This window comes from Sphingomonadaceae bacterium OTU29LAMAA1 (assembly GCA_024072375.1).
Classification (GTDB): Bacteria; Pseudomonadota; Alphaproteobacteria; order Sphingomonadales; family Sphingomonadaceae; genus Sphingomonas.
Genome location: CP099617.1, coordinates 725,648 through 742,650, shown reverse-complemented (window position 1 = coordinate 742,650; position 17,003 = coordinate 725,648). Strand labels below are relative to the sequence as shown.

12 protein-coding genes and 1 tRNA gene are annotated in these 17,003 nt (G+C 66.2%); 8 read left to right on the top strand and 5 right to left on the bottom strand.

Annotated features, from left to right (window positions below):
• Positions 1-30: 30 nt before the first annotated feature.
• The 4 genes from NF699_03765 to NF699_03750 all read left to right on the top strand — a co-directional run bounded on the left by NF699_03765 (position 31) and on the right by NF699_03750 (position 7,439).
• Positions 31-558: a DUF2497 domain-containing protein gene (locus NF699_03765; protein USU05824.1), complete on the top strand. Its 528-nt coding sequence runs from the start codon at positions 31-33 to the stop codon at positions 556-558.
• Positions 559-661: 103 nt separating this feature from the next.
• Positions 662-2,707: a S9 family peptidase gene (locus NF699_03760; GenBank protein USU05823.1), complete on the top strand. Its 2,046-nt coding sequence runs from the start codon at positions 662-664 to the stop codon at positions 2,705-2,707.
• Positions 2,708-2,892: 185 nt separating this feature from the next.
• A complete protein-coding gene (locus NF699_03755; protein ID USU05822.1) occupies positions 2,893-5,688 on the top strand; it encodes a valine--tRNA ligase in 2,796 nt (931 codons plus the stop codon).
• A 308-nt stretch (positions 5,689-5,996) separates the two neighbouring features.
• The gene (locus NF699_03750) at positions 5,997-7,439 is read left to right on the top strand and encodes an MATE family efflux transporter (GenBank protein USU05821.1); all 1,443 of its coding nucleotides are present in this window, start codon (positions 5,997-5,999) and stop codon (positions 7,437-7,439) included.
• 6 nt (positions 7,440-7,445) lie between these two features.
• On the opposite strand, the gene NF699_03745 is transcribed toward NF699_03750, so the two are convergent.
• Positions 7,446-8,324: a YegS/Rv2252/BmrU family lipid kinase gene (locus NF699_03745; protein ID USU05820.1), complete on the bottom strand. Its 879-nt coding sequence runs from the start codon at positions 8,322-8,324 to the stop codon at positions 7,446-7,448.
• 85 nt (positions 8,325-8,409) lie between these two features.
• Here NF699_03745 and hemB point away from each other — a divergent pair, with 85 nt between their 5' ends.
• Both hemB and NF699_03735 read left to right on the top strand, forming a co-directional pair.
• Positions 8,410-9,402: a porphobilinogen synthase gene (hemB, locus tag NF699_03740; GenBank protein ID USU05819.1), complete on the top strand. Its 993-nt coding sequence runs from the start codon at positions 8,410-8,412 to the stop codon at positions 9,400-9,402.
• Positions 9,395-11,617 (top strand): fused MFS/spermidine synthase, encoded by a 2,223-nt coding sequence (locus NF699_03735; protein USU05818.1) that lies wholly within the window; start codon positions 9,395-9,397, stop codon positions 11,615-11,617. Before hemB ends, NF699_03735 begins: the two co-directional genes overlap by 8 nt.
• An 11-nt stretch (positions 11,618-11,628) precedes the next feature.
• Here NF699_03735 and NF699_03730 read toward each other — a convergent pair whose 3' ends face one another.
• On the bottom strand, positions 11,629-12,126 hold the full coding sequence (locus tag NF699_03730; GenBank protein USU05817.1) for a hypothetical protein: 498 nt from the start codon (positions 12,124-12,126) through the stop codon (positions 11,629-11,631).
• Positions 12,127-12,209: 83 nt separating this feature from the next.
• Between NF699_03730 and NF699_03725 the strand changes: the two genes are divergently transcribed.
• Positions 12,210-12,286: transfer RNA gene (locus NF699_03725), tRNA-Arg, on the top strand.
• Between the two features lie 147 nt (positions 12,287-12,433).
• Positions 12,434-13,426, top strand: coding sequence for a bile acid:sodium symporter (locus NF699_03720; protein USU05816.1), 993 nt, complete (start codon positions 12,434-12,436; stop codon positions 13,424-13,426).
• Here NF699_03720 and NF699_03715 read toward each other — a convergent pair.
• From NF699_03715 to cysD, 3 genes are read right to left on the bottom strand one after another with little or no spacing between them, the layout of a single operon-like run.
• Positions 13,416-14,162, bottom strand: a complete 747-nt coding sequence (locus NF699_03715) for a 3'(2'),5'-bisphosphate nucleotidase CysQ (protein USU05815.1) — start codon at positions 14,160-14,162, stop codon at positions 13,416-13,418. The genes NF699_03720 and NF699_03715 overlap by 11 nt on opposite strands.
• The gene (gene cysN, locus NF699_03710; GenBank protein ID USU05814.1) at positions 14,159-16,072 is read right to left on the bottom strand and encodes a sulfate adenylyltransferase subunit CysN; all 1,914 of its coding nucleotides are present in this window, start codon (positions 16,070-16,072) and stop codon (positions 14,159-14,161) included. The genes NF699_03715 and cysN overlap by 4 nt, the downstream gene beginning before the upstream one ends.
• Positions 16,072-16,971, bottom strand: a complete 900-nt coding sequence (gene cysD, locus NF699_03705) for a sulfate adenylyltransferase subunit CysD (GenBank protein ID USU05813.1) — start codon at positions 16,969-16,971, stop codon at positions 16,072-16,074. Before cysD ends, cysN begins: the two co-directional genes overlap by 1 nt.
• Between the last annotated feature and the right edge of the window lie 32 nt (positions 16,972-17,003).

The following is a 17,003-nucleotide window of genomic DNA, read 5'->3' as shown; positions in this document are numbered from 1 at the left end:
GGCGACGAAAAGGGCAGGGACGTCAGGGCAATGGGGGATATGAGCGCCGAGCCGTCGATGGAGGAAATCCTCTCGTCGATCAAACGGATCATCGCGGAAGAAGGCGAAGGGACGCAGGCTCGCGGCCGGCGCCCCCGCGCGACGCCGCAGCCGATCGAGCCGGAGCCCGAAGAGGTGCTGGAACTGAGCGACCCGATCCCGGCGCCGCGTCATGACCCCGAACCTGCGCCTGCACCTGCACCGCGGATGCAGCCGGCGCCTCAGCCGGCACCGGAACCCGCTCCCGATCCGCAACCGACACGCGCGCCGTCCGTTCAGCCTGCGATGACCGAGGAACCGATCCTGTCGCAACGCACCGCCGCCGCAAGCCTTGGTTCGCTGGAAACGCTGAGCAAGCTGCTCGTCAAGCCCGAGCCCGAAACCGATGGCACGCTCGAGGGACTGGTCCGCGAGATGCTGCGCCCGATGCTGCGCGACTGGCTCGATGCCAATCTGCCGGAGATGGTGGAAACCCTGGTTGCGCGCGAGATTGCCAAGATCACCTCGCAGATGCGCTGAGGCGGGGTAACCGTCGTCATCCTGGCGTGCGCGGGGATGACGGATACCGACGAGTGGGCGTCGACATTGCCCCGCCCGCCCGAGCATGCTTAACCTGCCGCGCATGAAGACCATCCTAGTCGCGAGCCTGCTCGCCACCGCCACACTGGCCACCGCTCCCGCTGCCGCCCGCCAGCTCACCATCGACGATGTCAGCACGCTGAGCCGCATTGGCGCACCAACGGCATCCGCTGATGGCAAGTGGCTGGTCTGGGCGCAGCGCGAGACCGACCTGGCCGCGAACCGTGGCCGCTACGACCTCTGGCGGCTCGACCTGACGCGCAAGGGCGCGAAGCCCGAGCCGCTGCTCGCCGAGGCCGAAGTCAATGAGAACGCGCCGCAGATCGTCGGCACCACCGTCTACTTCCAGTCCGACAAGGGCGGTGACGATGCGATCTGGTCGATCCCGGTCACCGGCGGCGCCCCGAAGAAGCTGACCGGTTTCCAAGGCGGCTTCGGCGGCTTCAAGGTATCCCCCACCGGCGACCGCATCCTCGTCTGGGCCGATCGCAAGCCCAACGCGCCCAGCCTCGCGCCCGCATTGGAAAAGAAGGACCCCAACGCCGGCGAAGGCCGCGTCTACGACAAGCTCTTCGTCCGCCACTGGGATACATGGGTCGACGGCACCCATTCGCAACTGTTCGTCCTGCCGCTGACTGCTGCCGGAGCGCCGGGCGACGGCGTCTCGATCGGCCACGGCATCGACGGCGACGCCCCCTCGCGCCCGTTCGGCGGGGCCGAAGAGGTGTCGTGGAGCACCGACGGCAAGACGGTGTATTTCGCGCTGCGCATCGCCGGCACCACCGAACCGCTGTCGACCAACCTCGACATCTGGTCTGCCCCCGCCGACGGATCGGCGGCACCGGTGAACCTGACCGCCACCAACCAAGCGACCGACAATCTGCCGACTGTCTCGCCCGATGGCCGCAGCCTCGCGTGGTTCGCGATGAAGCGCCCCGGCTTCGAAGCCGATCGTCAGGTCCTGATGCTCCGCGACCTCGCCACCGGACAGGTGCGCGCGCTCACGGAGAGTTGGGATCGCTCGGTCGGCTCGATCGCCTGGTCGCCCGATTCGAAGCGCATCTACGTCACCGCGCAGGACACGCAGGAAAATCCGCTGTTCGCGGTCGATCCCGCCACGGGCAAGGTCACGCGCCTGACGCAGCAGGGCCATGTCTCCGCCGTCGCGCCGACGCCGAAGGGCGTGGTGATCGCAATGAACAGCCTGACCGCCCCCGACGACTTCTACGCCGTCTCCGCGAAGGGCAAACCCGCCCGCCTCACCAGCGTCAACGCCGCGAAACTCGCCGGCATCGACATGCCCACGGTCACTCGCTTCAGCTTCACCGGCGCTAACAATGACACCGTCTGGGGCTACGCAGTGAAACCCGCGGGCAGCACCGGCAAGGTTCCCGTCGCGTTCATGGTCCACGGCGGCCCGCAGGGGTCGAGCGACAACAGCTGGTCGTACCGCTGGAACCCCGCGGTCTTCGCAGGCGCCGGCTACGGCCTCGTCGCGGTCGATTTCCACGGTAGCACCGGCTACGGTCAGGCCTTCACCGATGCGATCAGCAACAATTGGGGCGGCTGGCCGCTCGACGACCTGAAAGCTGGGCTGAGCGCCGCGACGGCGAAGTTCAGCTGGCTGGACGGCACCCGCGCCTGCGCGCTCGGCGCGTCCTACGGCGGCTATATGATGAACTGGATCGAGGGGCAGTGGCCCGATCGCTTCAAGTGCATCGTCCAGCATGACGGCGTCTTCGACGCCCGCGCGATGGCGTACGAAACCGAGGAACTGTGGTTCGACGAATGGGAACACGGCGGCAAGACCTATTATCAGGACCCCGCCGCCTACGAAAAGTGGAACCCGGTCAACCACGTCCAGAACTGGAAGACGCCGATGCTGGTCATCACCGGTGAAAAGGACTTCCGCATTCCCTACACGCAGGGGCTGGCGGCGTTCACCGCGCTCCAGCGCCGCGGCATTCCCTCGCGCCTGCTGGTCAACCCGAACGAGAACCATTGGGTGTTGAAGCCGAAGAACTCCCGCCAATGGTATCGCGAAGTGCTCGGCTGGATGGACCAGTGGACGGGTAAGTCGGCGCAATAGCTCCTCCGTCACCCCGGACTTGTTCCGGGGTCCACCGTACGGCAACGGGAAAACCCTGCGAAGAAGCAATAAAATCCGCCGCAGAGTGGACCCCGGAACAAGTCCGGGGTGACGCGGGAGTCGGGATGCCGGGGGTGAACCCCAGGGGGTGACGAATGCCCTGTCCGCCGTCTAAAGCCTTCGCCATGACCGAGCTTCCCAAGACCTTCGACCCCGCCGCCATCGAAGCCCGCTGGTACGACCATTGGGAATCCACCGGCCAGTTCCGCCCCGATCGCCCGAACGCGGAGCCGTGGACGATCGTCAACCCGCCGCCCAACGTCACCGGCTCGCTGCACATCGGTCACGCGCTCGACAACACATTGCAGGACATCCTGACCCGTCACGCGCGGCTGAAGGGCAAGGACGCATTGTGGGTGGTCGGCACCGATCACGCCGGCATCGCGACGCAGATGGTGGTCGAGCGGCAGATGGCGCTCAAGCAGCAGAAGCGCACCGATTTCACCCGGGAGGAATTCGTCGCCAAGGTCTGGGACTGGAAGGGGACAAGCGGCGGCGAGATCACGCGCCAGCTCCGCCGCCTCGGCTGTTCGATGGACTGGGCCAACGAACGCTTTACGATGGACGAGGGCTTTTCGAAGGCAGTCCTCAAGGTCTTCGTCGAGCTGCACCGCCAGGGCCTGCTCTACCGCGACAAGCGGCTGGTCAATTGGGATCCCGGCCTCGGCACCGCAATCAGCGACCTCGAGGTCGAGACGCGCGAGATCAAGGGCCAGTTCTGGCACCTCCGCTACCCGCTCGCCGACGGATCGGGCTTCATCGAGGTCGCGACGACGCGGCCCGAGACGATGCTCGCCGACATGGCGGTGGCGGTGAACCCCGAGGATGCGCGCTACACCGCGCTGATCGGGCAGCAGGTGCGCCTGCCGATCACCGGCCGCCTGATCCCGATCGTTGCCGACGAGCACGCCGATCCCGAACTCGGATCGGGTGCGGTCAAGATCACGCCGGGCCACGACTTCAACGATTTCGAGGTCGGCCGCCGCGCCGGGATCGAGGCGCGTGACATGCTCAACATGCTCGACGCCAAGGCCCGCGTCGTCCAGACGAGCGACGGCCTGATCCCCGACGACCTGCTCGGCCTGACCACCGCCGAAGCCCGCAAGGCCGTGGTCGCGCGGTTGAAGGATGAAGGCTTCCTGATCCCGCACGTCGACAAGGACGGCGAGAAGCACGAATCCGAACCGCGCACGATCCAGACCCCGTACGGCGACCGCTCCGGCGTGGTGATCGAACCGTGGCTGACCGACCAATGGTACGTGGACGCCGCGACGCTGGCGAAGCCGGCGATTGAGGCCGTGCGCAGCGAGGCGATCAGGATCGTCCCCAAGACGTGGGAAAAGACCTTCTTCAACTGGATGGAGAACATTCAGCCGTGGTGCGTGTCGCGGCAGCTCTGGTGGGGCCACCAGATCCCGGCGTGGTTCGCCGAGGATGGTCGTATCTTCGTCGCGGAAACCGAGGCCGAGGCGCAGGCCGAGGCGGGTGAGGGCGTCGCCCTGACCCGCGATCCCGATGTGCTGGATACGTGGTTCAGTTCGGCGCTGTGGCCGTTCGCGACGTTGGGTTGGGATGGCTCAACTCCCTCTCCCCTCGGGGGAGAGGGCTGGGGTGAGGGGCAGGGGTCTCACGGAGAGGGCGGTCTCGGTGAGACGTCGACCCCTCACCCAACCCTCTCCCCTGAGGGGAGAGGGCTTTCCGCGTCGCAACTCGGCGGCCGCTATCCCAACGACGTCCTCATCTCCGGCTTCGACATCCTGTTCTTCTGGAACGCCCGCATGATGATGCAGGGCATTCACTTCATGAAGGACGTGCCGTTCCGCACGCTGTACCTGCACGGCCTCGTCCGAGCGGCGGACGGCGCGAAGATGTCGAAATCGAAGGGCAACACCGTCGATCCGCTCGGCCTGATCGACAAATACGGCGCCGACGCGCTGCGCTTCTTCATGGCGGCGATGGAGAGCCAGGGCCGCGACATCAAGATGGATGAGAAGCGGGTCGAGGGCTATCGCAACTTCGCGACCAAGCTGTGGAACGCCAGCCGCTTCGCCCAAGCCAACGGTATCGGCGGATCGACCACGCTGGAGCCGCCCGCGGCATCGCTGGCCGTCAACAAGTGGATCATCGCCGAGACGGTTAAGACCGTGCAGGCGGTCGACCTCGCGCTGGCGGATTACCGTTTCGACGGTGCGGCGAACGCGATCTACCAGTTCGTCTGGAGCCGCTTCTGCGACTGGTATCTCGAACTCATCAAGCCGGTGTCGGTCGGCGACGAGCGGGGTACGATCGATCCGGAGAGCAAGGTGGTCGCCGGCTGGGTGCTCGACCAGATCCTCGTCCTGCTGCACCCGTTCATGCCCTTCATCACCGAAGAGCTGTGGCACGCGATGGCTCCGCGCGATCATGACCTGATCGTCGCGCAATGGCCGATGGCCGACGCCCGCAGCCTCGATCCAGCGGCGGAGCAGGAGATCGACTGGCTGATCCGCCTCGTCGGCGAAATCCGCGCAGCGCGAACGGAGCTCAACGTGCCGCCGGGTGCGCGCCTGCCACTGCACGTACGCGATGCCGGCGCACAGACAACCGAGCGGCTCGCCCGCCAATCGGCGGTGCTGGCCCGCCTCGCTCGCGTCGACCGCACCGATGGCGATGCGACCGGCGGCGCCGCACAGGTCGTCGTGGACGAAGCGACCTTCGTACTGCCTCTGGAGGGGGTTATCGACCTCGCCGCCGAACGGACCCGCCTGACCAAGGCGATCGCCGCCGCGGAAAAGGAACGCGACGGGCTGTCGGGTCGCCTCGGCAACCCCAGCTTCGTCGAACGCGCCAAGCCGGAGGCGGTGGAGAAGGCCAAGGCCGACCATGCCGACAAGGCCGCCGAAGCCGAACGCCTCTCGGCTGCGCTGGCGCGGTTGGGGTAACTCCCGTTCGTCATCCCCGCGCAGGCGGGGATCTATATTGGCAAGCGGTGCGGCTCCCTACGCTACGTCAGCCTCTATGGATCCCCGCCTGCGCGGGGACGACCAACGCCGCTGTCCTACAACGCCCAAATCTGCCAGCGTGCCGGCATGGCCCGCTACCCCCTTATCACCACCCGAACCCCCGCCACTCGACGGCAAGCGTTTCTCAACGCGCCGTAGTGGCAACTTCGGCAACTTCCACGCGTCTAGCCGCCTGCTTCGGCGCTCCGAATCACACCAAGCCAGCCCCAACGCGATAGGACCCGCCCGTGCCGAAACCGCAGCGCGACCTTACGACCGGAGCGATCGGCGGCACATTGCTGGCGTTCGCGCTTCCTACATTGGGCTCGAACATCCTCCAGTCGCTCAACGGATCGATTAACGCGATCTGGGTCGGCCGCTTCCTCGGCGAGGGCGCATTGGCGGCGACGTCCAATGCCAACATCATCATGTTCCTGATGTTCGGTGCGGTCTTCGGCTTCGGCATGGCCGCGACGATCCTCGTCGGGCAGAGCTTCGGCCGCCGCGATATCGAGGGCGGGCGGCGTGCGTTCGGTGCGGCGATCGGACTGGTGCTGATGGGATCGGTCGTCATCGCAATCATCGGCTGGCTGTTCTCCGCCGAAATCCTGCGGCTGCTCGCGACGCCGGGCGACGCGATGGAATTGGCGCAGGCTTATCTTCAGGTGATCTTCCTCGGTTTGCCGGCGTCGATGCTGCTGGTGCTCATCATGATGGGGCTACGCGGCACTGGCGACTCGCTGACCCCCTTGTGGTTCATGGGACTGAGCGTCGTCCTCGACAGCGGGCTGAACCCGTTGCTGATCGCCGGGATCGGTCTGTTTCCCCGGCTCGGCATTGCGGGTTCGGCATGGGCGACGCTGATCGCCAACCATCTCGCCGTCGCCGGCCTCGTCTTCTACGTCTACGCCAAGGACCTGCCGATCCGGTTGAAGGGGCCGGAACTGGCATGGATCAGGCCTGGCCGTGACCTTGCCGTCACCATCGTCCGCAAGGGGTTACCGATGGCGGCACAGATGCTGGTGATGTCGTCCGCCGGTCTGACGATGGTCGGTCTCGTCAATCGCCAGGGTGTCGATACCGCCGCGGCCTATGCCGTGTCGCAACAGCTGTGGACCTATATCCAGATGCCGGCGCTGGCGATCGGCGCGGCGGTCAGCGCAATGGCGGCACAGAATATCGGTGCGAACCGCTGGGATCGGGTGGCGAGCATCACCCGCTATGGGGTCCTCTACAACATCGCCTTGACCGGCGTCATGGTCGCCGCGGTCATCCTGTTCGACCGGACGGTGATGACGCTGTTCGTACCGGCCGACAGCCCGGCGCTGCCGATCGCGCGTCATATCCAGTTGATCGCCAGCTGGAACTTCGTCGTCTTCGGCGTGACGATGGTGCTGTTCTCCACCGTCCGGGCCAACGGCGCAGTGCTGGCGCCACTGCTGTTCCTGTTCATCTCGATGTATCCGGTCCGCATCGGCTTCGCGCTCGGAACGCGAGACTGGCTCGGCGTCGATGCGCTGTGGTGGAGCTTTCCCGTCGGGTCCGTCGTCAATCTGGTGATGGCCGCGCTATACTATCGTTACGGCAACTGGCGTCGGGGCAACCTCGTCGTCGCCCCCGATCCCGGCGAAGCGCACGAGCATAGCCATACCGTCGCGGAGCCCGGTGGCCGGATGCAGCCCAGCGGCTAGGCGCGGTCAGGCCGGCGCCATGACCTCGATCACCCCCGCCGCGATGCTGGCGGTGACCGGCGTGTGCGCCAGCACCTCGCCGTCGATCGAGATCGGCAGCGATGGCTTGGTGTCGATCCGCAGCGATTTGCCCGAGAAGCTGATCGTATCCTGATGCCGCGAATCATGCTTGAAGAAGCTCGCCGCCCAATTCTTCGCGAGCGTCCTTTTGTAGCGGCCGGTCACCGCCTGCACGACGATCTCGCCCGACGCGATCGACGCCTCGTCCACCAGCCAGGTGCCGCCATGATATGGCCCGTTGGAGATGCGGACCTCGACGACACGCATCGTCTTCACCTCGTCGCCGTCGTCGACAGTTAGGATGAACGGCTTGAATCGCGCGAACTGCCATGTCGCCCAGCCGAGATAGCCGATCCGGCCCAGCACCTTCTTGAGGCCGTGGGGGACGGTTTCCGCGATCTGCGGGCTGATCCCCATCGCCGCGCAATTGGCGAAATAGTCCTTGTCGATCTTGCCGAGATCGATCCGTTTCGGCTTGCCCGTGCGGAGCACCTCTACCGCGCCTTCGATGTCGAGCGGCAAGCCCAGCGTGCGGGCGAAGCTGTTCGCAGTGCCGAGCGGCAGGACACCGAGTACCACGTCCTTGCCGACGAGCAGGTCCACCAGCCCGCTGACCGTACCGTCGCCGCCGCCCAGGATCACCAGCTGCGGTTTCCTGGCCAGCGCGGCATGGACGGTCTTCTCCAGATCCTTCGGGTCTTCGACAGCATGGGCGTCGACAGCGAACGGCATGCCTTCCAGCGCGGCGCAGGCGCGCTTGAATAATTTCTGCCCCTTCCGCGACTTGGCGTTGACGATCAGAGCGGCGGACGTGAATTGGGTCATGGTGTTCCGATCGGTTACGGTTGCGCAACGCTTGGCAAGCGCGGCGCGATCCCTCAAAGCCGCCCCATCTCGAAATGGATGCGTCATGACCGCTGCCTATCCTGCCCTCCGCCTCCGTCGGACCCGTGCTTCTGCGTGGAGCCGGCGCATGCATGCGGAAACGGTGCTGACCCCCGCCAATCTGATCTGGCCGCTGTTCATCGTCGAGGGGCAGGGCATCGAGCAACCGATCGCCAGCCTGCCCGGCGTATCGCGCTGGTCGGTCGACGGCATCGTCGCACGGGCGCGGGAAGCACGGGACCTCGGCATTCCTTGCGTCGCCCTGTTCCCGAACACGCCGGCACACCTGAAGACGGAAGAGGGGCGCGAGGCGCTCAACCCCGACAATCTGATGTGCCGGGCAACCCGCGCGATCAAGGATGCGGTGCCCGAGGTCGGCGTGCTCACCGACGTCGCGCTCGATCCCTATACCAGCCACGGCCACGACGGTCTGGTCGACGACGCCGGTTATGTCGTCAACGACGCCACCGCGGATCTGCTGATCCAGCAGGCGATCAATCAGGCCCGCGCCGGCGCCGACATCATCGCACCGTCCGACATGATGGATGGCCGCATCGGCATGATCCGCACCGCGCTGGAAGGCGAGGGCGCCCATAACGTCCAGATCATGAGCTATGCCGCCAAATATGCCAGCGGCTTCTACGGCCCGTTCCGCGACGCGGTCGGCAGCCGCGGCCTGCTGAAGGGCGACAAGAAGACGTATCAGATGGATTCGTCGAACGCGGAGGAAGCGCTGCGCGAGGTCGCGCTCGATCTGGCCGAGGGGGCGGACAGCGTCATGGTGAAGCCCGGCCTGCCGTACCTCGACATCATCGTCCGGGTGAAACAGCGGTTCGAGGTGCCGGTATTCGCCTATCAGGTGTCGGGCGAATATGCGATGCTCGAAGCGTCCGTCGCGGTCGGCGCGGGCGAACGCGATGCACTGGTGCTGGAAACGCTGATGGCGTTCAAGCGGGCCGGCTGCTCCGGCGTGCTCACCTATCACGCCGCTTATGCCGCGCGGTTGCTGAATGGTTGATCCCGTGGCGAACGACCAGCCGGGCTTCGGTCGTGCCGGTCGCGTCCTGTTCGTCGCGACGATCCTCGCCGGATCGTTTCTGCTGTTCCTCGTCCAGCCGATGGTCGCGCGCATGGCGTTGCCCCGACTGGGGGGCGCACCGGCCGTGTGGAACTCGGCGATGCTCGTCTACCAGACGTTGCTGCTCGGCGGATACGCCTATGCGCATGCACTGGCGCGGATCAGGCCTTGGATGCAGGCGATGGTGCATCTGGGGGTGCTGGCGATCGGCGCCGCGTGGCTGCCGATCGGATTGTCGCTCGCCGGCAATCCCGATGGCGTCAGCCCGACCCTGTGGGTGCCCTGGCTGCTCGGCGCCTCGATCGGGCCGTTGTTCTTCGCGGTCTCGGCACAGGCGCCGCTGGTGCAACGCTGGTTCAGCATCGCCAGCCGCGGCGGCGACCCTTATGCGTTGTACGCCGCTTCCAACCTCGGCAGCTTCGGTGGTCTGATCGCCTATCCGCTGGTGGTCGAGCCACTGCTCGCATTGCGTCAGCAAAGCCTGTTGTGGAGCGGCGGTTATCTGTTGCTCATGCTGCTGGTCGCCGCCTGCGCGCTGCGCCTGCCGCGTGCGGCGACCGGAGAAACCGCCCGCCCGACCAGCGAGCCGGCGACGCGGAGACGCGTACTGCACTGGATCGCGCTCGCGCTGGTGCCATCGGGACTGATGCTGGCGACATCGACGTATATCACGACCGACATCGTCGCGATGCCGTTGCTGTGGGTGCTTCCGCTCGGGCTATACCTGCTCAGCTTCACGATCGCCTTCGCCGCCAACCGCGAGATCGCGGACCTGCTGACCCGGATCGCGCCGATCACGATCCTGCTGTTCGGCGGGGTGATGATCGGCGGCTTCAATGAATTGCCGCTGGTCAATCTCGCCATCGCGCTGTCACTGCTGTTCATGGTGTCGGTCGCGCTGCACACGCAGATGTATCGGCTGCGGCCCGAGCCCGATCGGCTGACCGGTTTCTATCTCGCGATGGCGTTCGGCGGCGCATTGGGCGGCGTCTTCGCGGGGCTGATCGCGCCTGCGGTGTTCGACTGGACATACGAATACCCGATCCTGATCTTCGCCGCGGGACTATTGGTGCCGCAGGTGTTCCTGACCCATGGGATCCGCTCCCTGTGGACGACCCCGGCGAAGCGCCGCATGGCCTATGGCGTGGTCGTCGCGGTGCTGCTGATCCTCGCCGGTCTGACCTTTCGCGGGCCTGCCGCCCTGTTCGGCGAAGGGCATCAGGGGCTGACGTTCATCGTCATCGCTGCCCTGGGAGTCGCATCGGTCGGCGCACGGGCCTCCTACGCGTTGATCCTTGCGGTGACGCTGGTGATCTTCGGCGGCTGGCGCGCGGTCGAGCTGTCGCTGGAGCAGGGCGCGCGCACCCGCAGCTATTTCGGGGTTTATACGATCCGCGACGGGCGCGGCGTGCGCGAGCTGGATCACGGCACGACCGTGCACGGTATCCAGTTTACCGGCAGCCCGGTACTCGAACGCCTGCCGACGACCTATTACGCCCCGCCGTCCGGCATCGGCCTTGCGATGGGTGCGCTCGATCGGCTGTACGGCAAGCAGGCGCGCGTCGGCGTCGTCGGTTTGGGGACCGGAACGCTCGCCTGTTATGCGCAGCCCGGACAGCGCTGGCGCTTCTACGAGATCGATCCGGCCGTCATCCGCATCGCCCGCGACACGGGGCAGTTCACCTATCTGAAGAACTGCCTGCCCGATCCGGTCATCCGGATCGGCGACGCCCGGCTGAGCCTGGAACGGGAGGCACGCTCCAGCCTCGACCTGCTGGCGCTGGACGCCTTTTCGTCCGATGCGATCCCGATGCATCTGATGACGCGCGAGGCGTTCGCGGTGTATGCCCATGCGCTTCAGCCGAAGGGATTGCTGCTCGTCCACATCTCCAACCGGTTTCTCGATCTCGAACCCGTGGTGGACGCGGTCGCGCGGGATGGAGGCTGGCATGCGGCCAAGCTCTATTACCTGCCGCCGAAACACACCGCGGTCGCTTCCGCGAGCCAGTGGATCGCACTGTCGCGCGACGCTGCGACGCTCGATGCGCTGTCGCGGGGACCGGGCGACTGGCAGCCATTGACGCCGCGTGCCGGTCTGGGCGCGTGGACCGACGATTATTCCTCGATCCTGCCACTGCTGAAGTGGCGGCGTTGAGCCGCTGCGGCTCAGGCGGCGGGAAGGGTCGCCTGAAGGCGATCGATCGCTGCGCTTTGGCCCTCGACCTCTTCCGACACGCGCCCGCGTAGCTCGGCAAGCGTGGGGTAGACGGGCTCGAGCGCCGCGGCACGGTCGCTTGCGGCGAGATCGACGTCGCTGAGCAACGACGCCGTCTGCGCACGCCAGTCGTCCAGCGCGGCGAGCGCAGTCTGCGCGTCGAGCCATGCATCGCTGCCGACCGCCTTGCCCTTGGCGCGGGCCGCGGCGGCGCCGGCCGTCCGGGCATCCGCGGCGAAGCCCTGACGGGTCCGCGCAAGGGTCTGCGCGAACGCCGCGATCCGTGCATCGAGAGTGGGATCGGGTTTCGCTTCGACGACTGCGACTTCCGGTTCGGCAAATCCCAGCTTTTCGACCGCACGGGGCGCGAGCGACGGATAGGTGGTGGTATCCTTCGCACAGGCGGACAGGGACAGTGCGATCAGACCGAGCAGTGGAAGTGCTTTCATGCACCCGGCTGTATGGGAGCCAAGAAAATGACGCAACGCACTTGCGTCCTTCGAACCGTCTGCTATCAGCGCGCCTCCGATGTGCGCCCGTAGCTCAGCTGGATAGAGCATCAGACTACGAATCTGAGGGTCGGACGTTCGAATCGTTCCGGGCGCACCAGGATTTCCCCCCGCTTCAAGCTCCGGCTTGGCGGGGGTTTTGCTGTCCGCCGCAGACGGGCACGCGTTCGTTGCTTGCAACCCTTCAGCCATTGTTTGCAGCTGTGACGGGGTGCCATCCCCGGGTGCCGGCGCTACACGCTACGGCATGATCCGCCGTATCCTCTCGGTCTTCGAACCCTTCATCCTGATGTTGCTGGGCACCGTGCTGCTCGCCAGCCTGCTGCCCGCGCGCGGGCAATGGGCGGTCGTGGCGGGCTATGCCGCCGACATCGGCATCGTCCTGCTGTTCTTCCTGCACGGCGCGAAGCTGTCGCGCGAGGCGATCTGGGAAGGAGCGCGCAACTGGCGGCTGCATCTGGCGGTATTCGCCACCACCTTCGTCGCGTTTCCGCTGCTCGGACTGGCGCTCGGCAACGTTCCGGGGCTGGTCGGTCCGGTCGCTTCCGGCCTGCTGTTCCTCACGCTGCTGCCCTCGACCGTGCAGTCTTCGATTGCCTTCACCGCGATCGCCCGGGGCAATGTCGCTGCTGCGGTTTGCAGCGCGTCCTTCTCGAACCTCATCGGTATCGTCGTCACGCCTGCGCTCGTTGCGCTGCTGATGGGCGGGATCGGCGGGCAGGGGGGCGGGATCTCGCTGTCGGCGGTCGAATCGATCGTGCTGCAATTGCTGGTGCCGTTCGTCGCCGGCCATCTGCTGCGTCCGTGGATCGGCGGCTTCGTCGCACGGCAGAAGGCGTTGCTGACGATCGTCGATCGCGGATCGATCCTGCTCGTCGTCTACACCGCATTCGGGGCCGCGGTGGTCGAGGGGCTGTGGACCCGCGTGTCCGGGATCGATCTCGCCCTCATCGCCGGGTTGTGCATCGTGCTGCTCGCGGCGGTGTTGCTGCTGACGTGGCTTGCCGGACGCGCGCTCGGCTTCAGTCGCGAAGATGCGATCGTGCTGCTGTTCTGCGGTTCCAAGAAGAGCCTGGCGTCGGGCGTACCGATGGCCGGGGTGCTGTTCCCCGCGGCTCAGGTCGGCGCGGTACTGCTGCCGGTGATGCTGTTCCACCAGATCCAGCTGATCGCCTGCGCCGTGATCGCGCGCCGATACGCCGACGCCGCGAGCATCGCCGAGGGTGATGCTATCGCGTAGCGGCGATCGCGGCGAGTACCTGGTCCGCCAGTTCGGGCCGGCATATCAACAGGTCCGGCAGCAGCGGGTTGGCGCAATTGTAGACGAGGGGACTGCCGTCGATCCGCGACGCGTGCAGCCCCGCCGCCAGCGCCACCGCCGCCGGTGCGCAATTGTCCCATTCGTATTGCCCGCCGTCATGCAGGTAGATGTCGGCCCGTCCGTCGACCACTGCCATCGCCTTCACGCCCGCCGATCCCATACCGACCCGTGTCGTCGCCAGCGCCATGCCGACACGCTCGACCATGTCCGTCGCGCGGGTGCGGCTGACGACCATCCGCGGCGGCACCGCACACGCACGTGCGCGCCCCGCGGCATCGGCCGTCGTATAGATGCGCCCCGTCGTCGGCACCGCAACGGCGCCCACCACCGGCCGTCCGCCGATCGCCAGCCCGATATGCACCGCCCAATCGTCCAGCCCCTCGGCATAGTCGCGCGTGCCGTCCAGAGGATCGACGATCCACACGCGCTCTGCCGCACAGCGCGCGGTATCGTCGATCGATTCTTCCGACAGGATGAAGTCGTCCGGCCGGGCCGCGCGCAGGCGTTCGAGGATCAGGACGTTCGCCTCGTGGTCGCCCGCATCGCCCAGCGCCTTGCCCTGCTCCGTGGCACGCTCGCGGATCGCGAGCAGCAACGCGCCCGCTTCCCCGGCGACGCTGCGAGCCAGTTCGACGTCGCTCCGGTCGATGGTCACAGCTCGAAACTCCACACGCCCAGCACATGCTCGACGATCCGCTCGGCCGCAGCCTCTGCGCTTTCGGCCGCCGTGTCGATGCGGATTTCAGGACGTTCGGGCGCTTCATATGGACTGGAGATGCCGGTGAAATGCGCGATCTCGCCCTTGCGCGCCTTGGCGTACAGCCCCTTCACGTCGCGGGCTTCCGCCGCCTCGATCGCGGTATCGACGAATATCTCGACGAATTCGCCCGCCGGCATCAGTCCGCGCACCATCTCTCGTTCGGCGCGAAACGGCGAGATGAAGGCGGTCAGCACGATCAAACCGGCATCGGTCATCAGCTTCGCGACCTCGCCGACACGGCGGATGTTCTCGATCCGGTCGGCATCGCTGAAGCCCAGATCGCGGTTCAGACCATGCCGAACGTTATCCCCGTCCAGCAGGAAACTGTGCCGGCCGAGCGCATGCAGCTTCTTCTCGACCAGATTGGCGATCGTTGACTTGCCCGATCCCGACAGACCGGTGAACCACAGCAGCCGCGGCGATTGACCCTTCTGCCGCGCGTGCGCCTCGCGCGTGACGTCGACCGACTGCCAGTGCACATTCTGTGCCCGCCGCAGCGCGTGATGGATCAGGCCCGCCGCAACCGTCGCGTTGGTTTCGCGATCGATCAGGATGAAGCCACCCAGTTCGTGGCTGTCGGCATAGGGCGCGAATACGATCGACGCGTCGGTATAGACCTCCGCCACGCCGATATCGTTCAATTCCAGCGTCTTGGCCGACAGATGCGCCTGCGTATTGACGTCCACGACATGGCCCGGCGGCTGCACCGTCGCGCCGACCGTTCGGGTGGCGAGCTTCAGCCAATAGCCACGCCCGGGCACGAGAGCGGTGTCGGATAGCCAGACGATCGTGGCCTCGAACTGGTTGGCGACTTCGGGCGGGGCATCGGCCGCGGCGATCACGTCGCCACGCGAACAGTCGACCTCATCCGCCAGCACCAGCGTCACCGCCTCACCGGCGACCGCCTCGTCGCGGTCACCGTCGAGCGTCACGATACGCGCCACGGTCGTCGTCTTGCCCGACGGCACGATCCGTACGGTGTCACCCGCGCGTACCCGGCCGCCTGCGATCGTGCCGGCGAAGCCGCGGAAATCGAGGTCGGGCCGGTTGACCCATTGCACCGGCAGCCGGAACGGCGCGGTCACCGCGCGATCGCTGTCGACCGGCACCGTCTCCAGATGCGGCAGCAACGCCGGTCCGTCGTACCAGGGCATATCGGCGGACGGGGCGGCGACGTTCGCGCCCGACAGGCCGGACAGCGGGATGGCGGTGAACGCCTCGATCCCGATGCTGCGCGCGAACGCCGCATAATCGGCGACGATGGCGTCGAACACCGTCTGATCGTGGTCGACGAGGTCCATCTTGTTCACCGCCAGCACGATCTGGCGAATGCCGATCAGGTGCGCGAGATACGAATGGCGCCGCGTCTGGGTCAGCACGCCCTTGCGCGCATCGATCAGGATCACCGCGCAATCGGCGGTCGATGCACCGGTGATCATGTTGCGGGTATATTGTTCGTGACCGGGCGTATCGGCGACGATGAACTTGCGTTTGTCGGTTGCGAAGAACCGATAGGCGACATCGATCGTGATGCCCTGCTCGCGTTCGGCGGCAAGCCCGTCGACCAGCAGCGCGAAATCGATGTTCTGCCCCTGCGTTCCCATCCGCCGGCTATCGGCTTCGAGCGCGGCGAGCTGGTCCTCGAATATCGTCTTGGAATCGTACAGTAACCGGCCGATCAGCGTGGATTTTCCGTCATCCACCGATCCACAGGTGATAAAGCGCAACATCGTCTTGTGCGCGTGCGAATCCAGATACGCATCGATATCCTGCGCGATCAGCGCATCGGGGGTATAGGCGCTCATTAAAAATACCCCTCGCGCTTCTTCTTCTCCATACTCGCCGCCTGATCGTGGTCGATCGCGCGGCCCTGCCGTTCGCTGGTTGTCGTCAGCAGCATCTCCTGGATCACCTCGGACAGCGTCGCTGCTTCGCTCTCCACCGCGCCGGTCAGCGGATAGCAGCCCAACGTGCGAAAGCGGATCGATCGCTCCACCGGGACCTCGCCCGGATGCAGCCGGAATCGGTCGTCATCCACCATCAGCAGCATGCCGTCGCGCTCCACGGTCGGGCGCGGCGCGGCAAAGTACAGGGGCACGATCTCGATCCCCTCCGCAAGGATATATTGCCAGATATCCAGCTCGGTCCAGTTGGAGATCGGGAACACCCGGATGCTCTCGCCGCGATGGATACGGGCGTTGTATAGGTTCCACAATTCGGGACGTTGTGCCTTGGGGTCCCAGACCTGACTGGCGGAGCGGAAGGAGAAAATGCGCTCCTTAGCGCGGCTCTTTTCCTCGTCGCGCCGCGCACCGCCGAAGGCGACATCATATCCGCCCGCCTTCAACGCCTGCTTCAGCCCCTCCGTCTTCCACAGGTCCGTGTGCCGCCCGCCGTGATCGAAAGGATTGATGCCTGCCGCTACCGCTTCCGGATTTTTGTGGACGATCAAATCCATACCGGCATCCGCGGCCGCCTTGTCGCGCAGGTCGTACATCGCACGGAATTTCCATGTCGTATCGACATGCAGCAACGGGAACGGCGGCCTGGCCGGATAAAAGGCTTTTTTGGCGAGATGCAGCATCACCGCCGAATCCTTGCCGACGGAGTAGAGCATCACCGGGCGTTCCGCCTCGGCGACGACTTCGCGCATGATGTGGATGCTTTCGGCCTCGAGCCGCTGCAAATGGGTAAGCCCGTTCATGATCGTTCAGATAGGGCGGTCGCCGCGGGATG

What these genes read in the sequence shown, in the direction of transcription:
- NF699_03755 (USU05822.1), top strand. Translation starts at nt 2,893, where the DNA reads ATGACCGAGCTTCCCAAGACCTTCGACCCCGCCGCCATCGAAGCCCGC.
- hemB (USU05819.1), top strand. Translation starts at nt 8,410, where the DNA reads ATGACCGCTGCCTATCCTGCCCTCCGCCTCCGTCGGACCCGTGCTTCT.
- NF699_03720 (USU05816.1), top strand. Translation starts at nt 12,434, where the DNA reads ATGATCCGCCGTATCCTCTCGGTCTTCGAACCCTTCATCCTGATGTTG.
- NF699_03735 (USU05818.1), top strand. Translation starts at nt 9,395, where the DNA reads ATGGTTGATCCCGTGGCGAACGACCAGCCGGGCTTCGGTCGTGCCGGT.
- NF699_03745 (USU05820.1), bottom strand. Translation starts at nt 8,324, where the DNA reads ATGACCCAATTCACGTCCGCCGCTCTGATCGTCAACGCCAAGTCGCGG.
- NF699_03760 (USU05823.1), top strand. Translation starts at nt 662, where the DNA reads ATGAAGACCATCCTAGTCGCGAGCCTGCTCGCCACCGCCACACTGGCC.
- cysD (USU05813.1), bottom strand. Translation starts at nt 16,971, where the DNA reads ATGAACGGGCTTACCCATTTGCAGCGGCTCGAGGCCGAAAGCATCCAC.
- NF699_03765 (USU05824.1), top strand. Translation starts at nt 31, where the DNA reads ATGGGGGATATGAGCGCCGAGCCGTCGATGGAGGAAATCCTCTCGTCG.
- NF699_03730 (USU05817.1), bottom strand. Translation starts at nt 12,126, where the DNA reads ATGAAAGCACTTCCACTGCTCGGTCTGATCGCACTGTCCCTGTCCGCC.
- cysN (USU05814.1), bottom strand. Translation starts at nt 16,072, where the DNA reads ATGAGCGCCTATACCCCCGATGCGCTGATCGCGCAGGATATCGATGCG.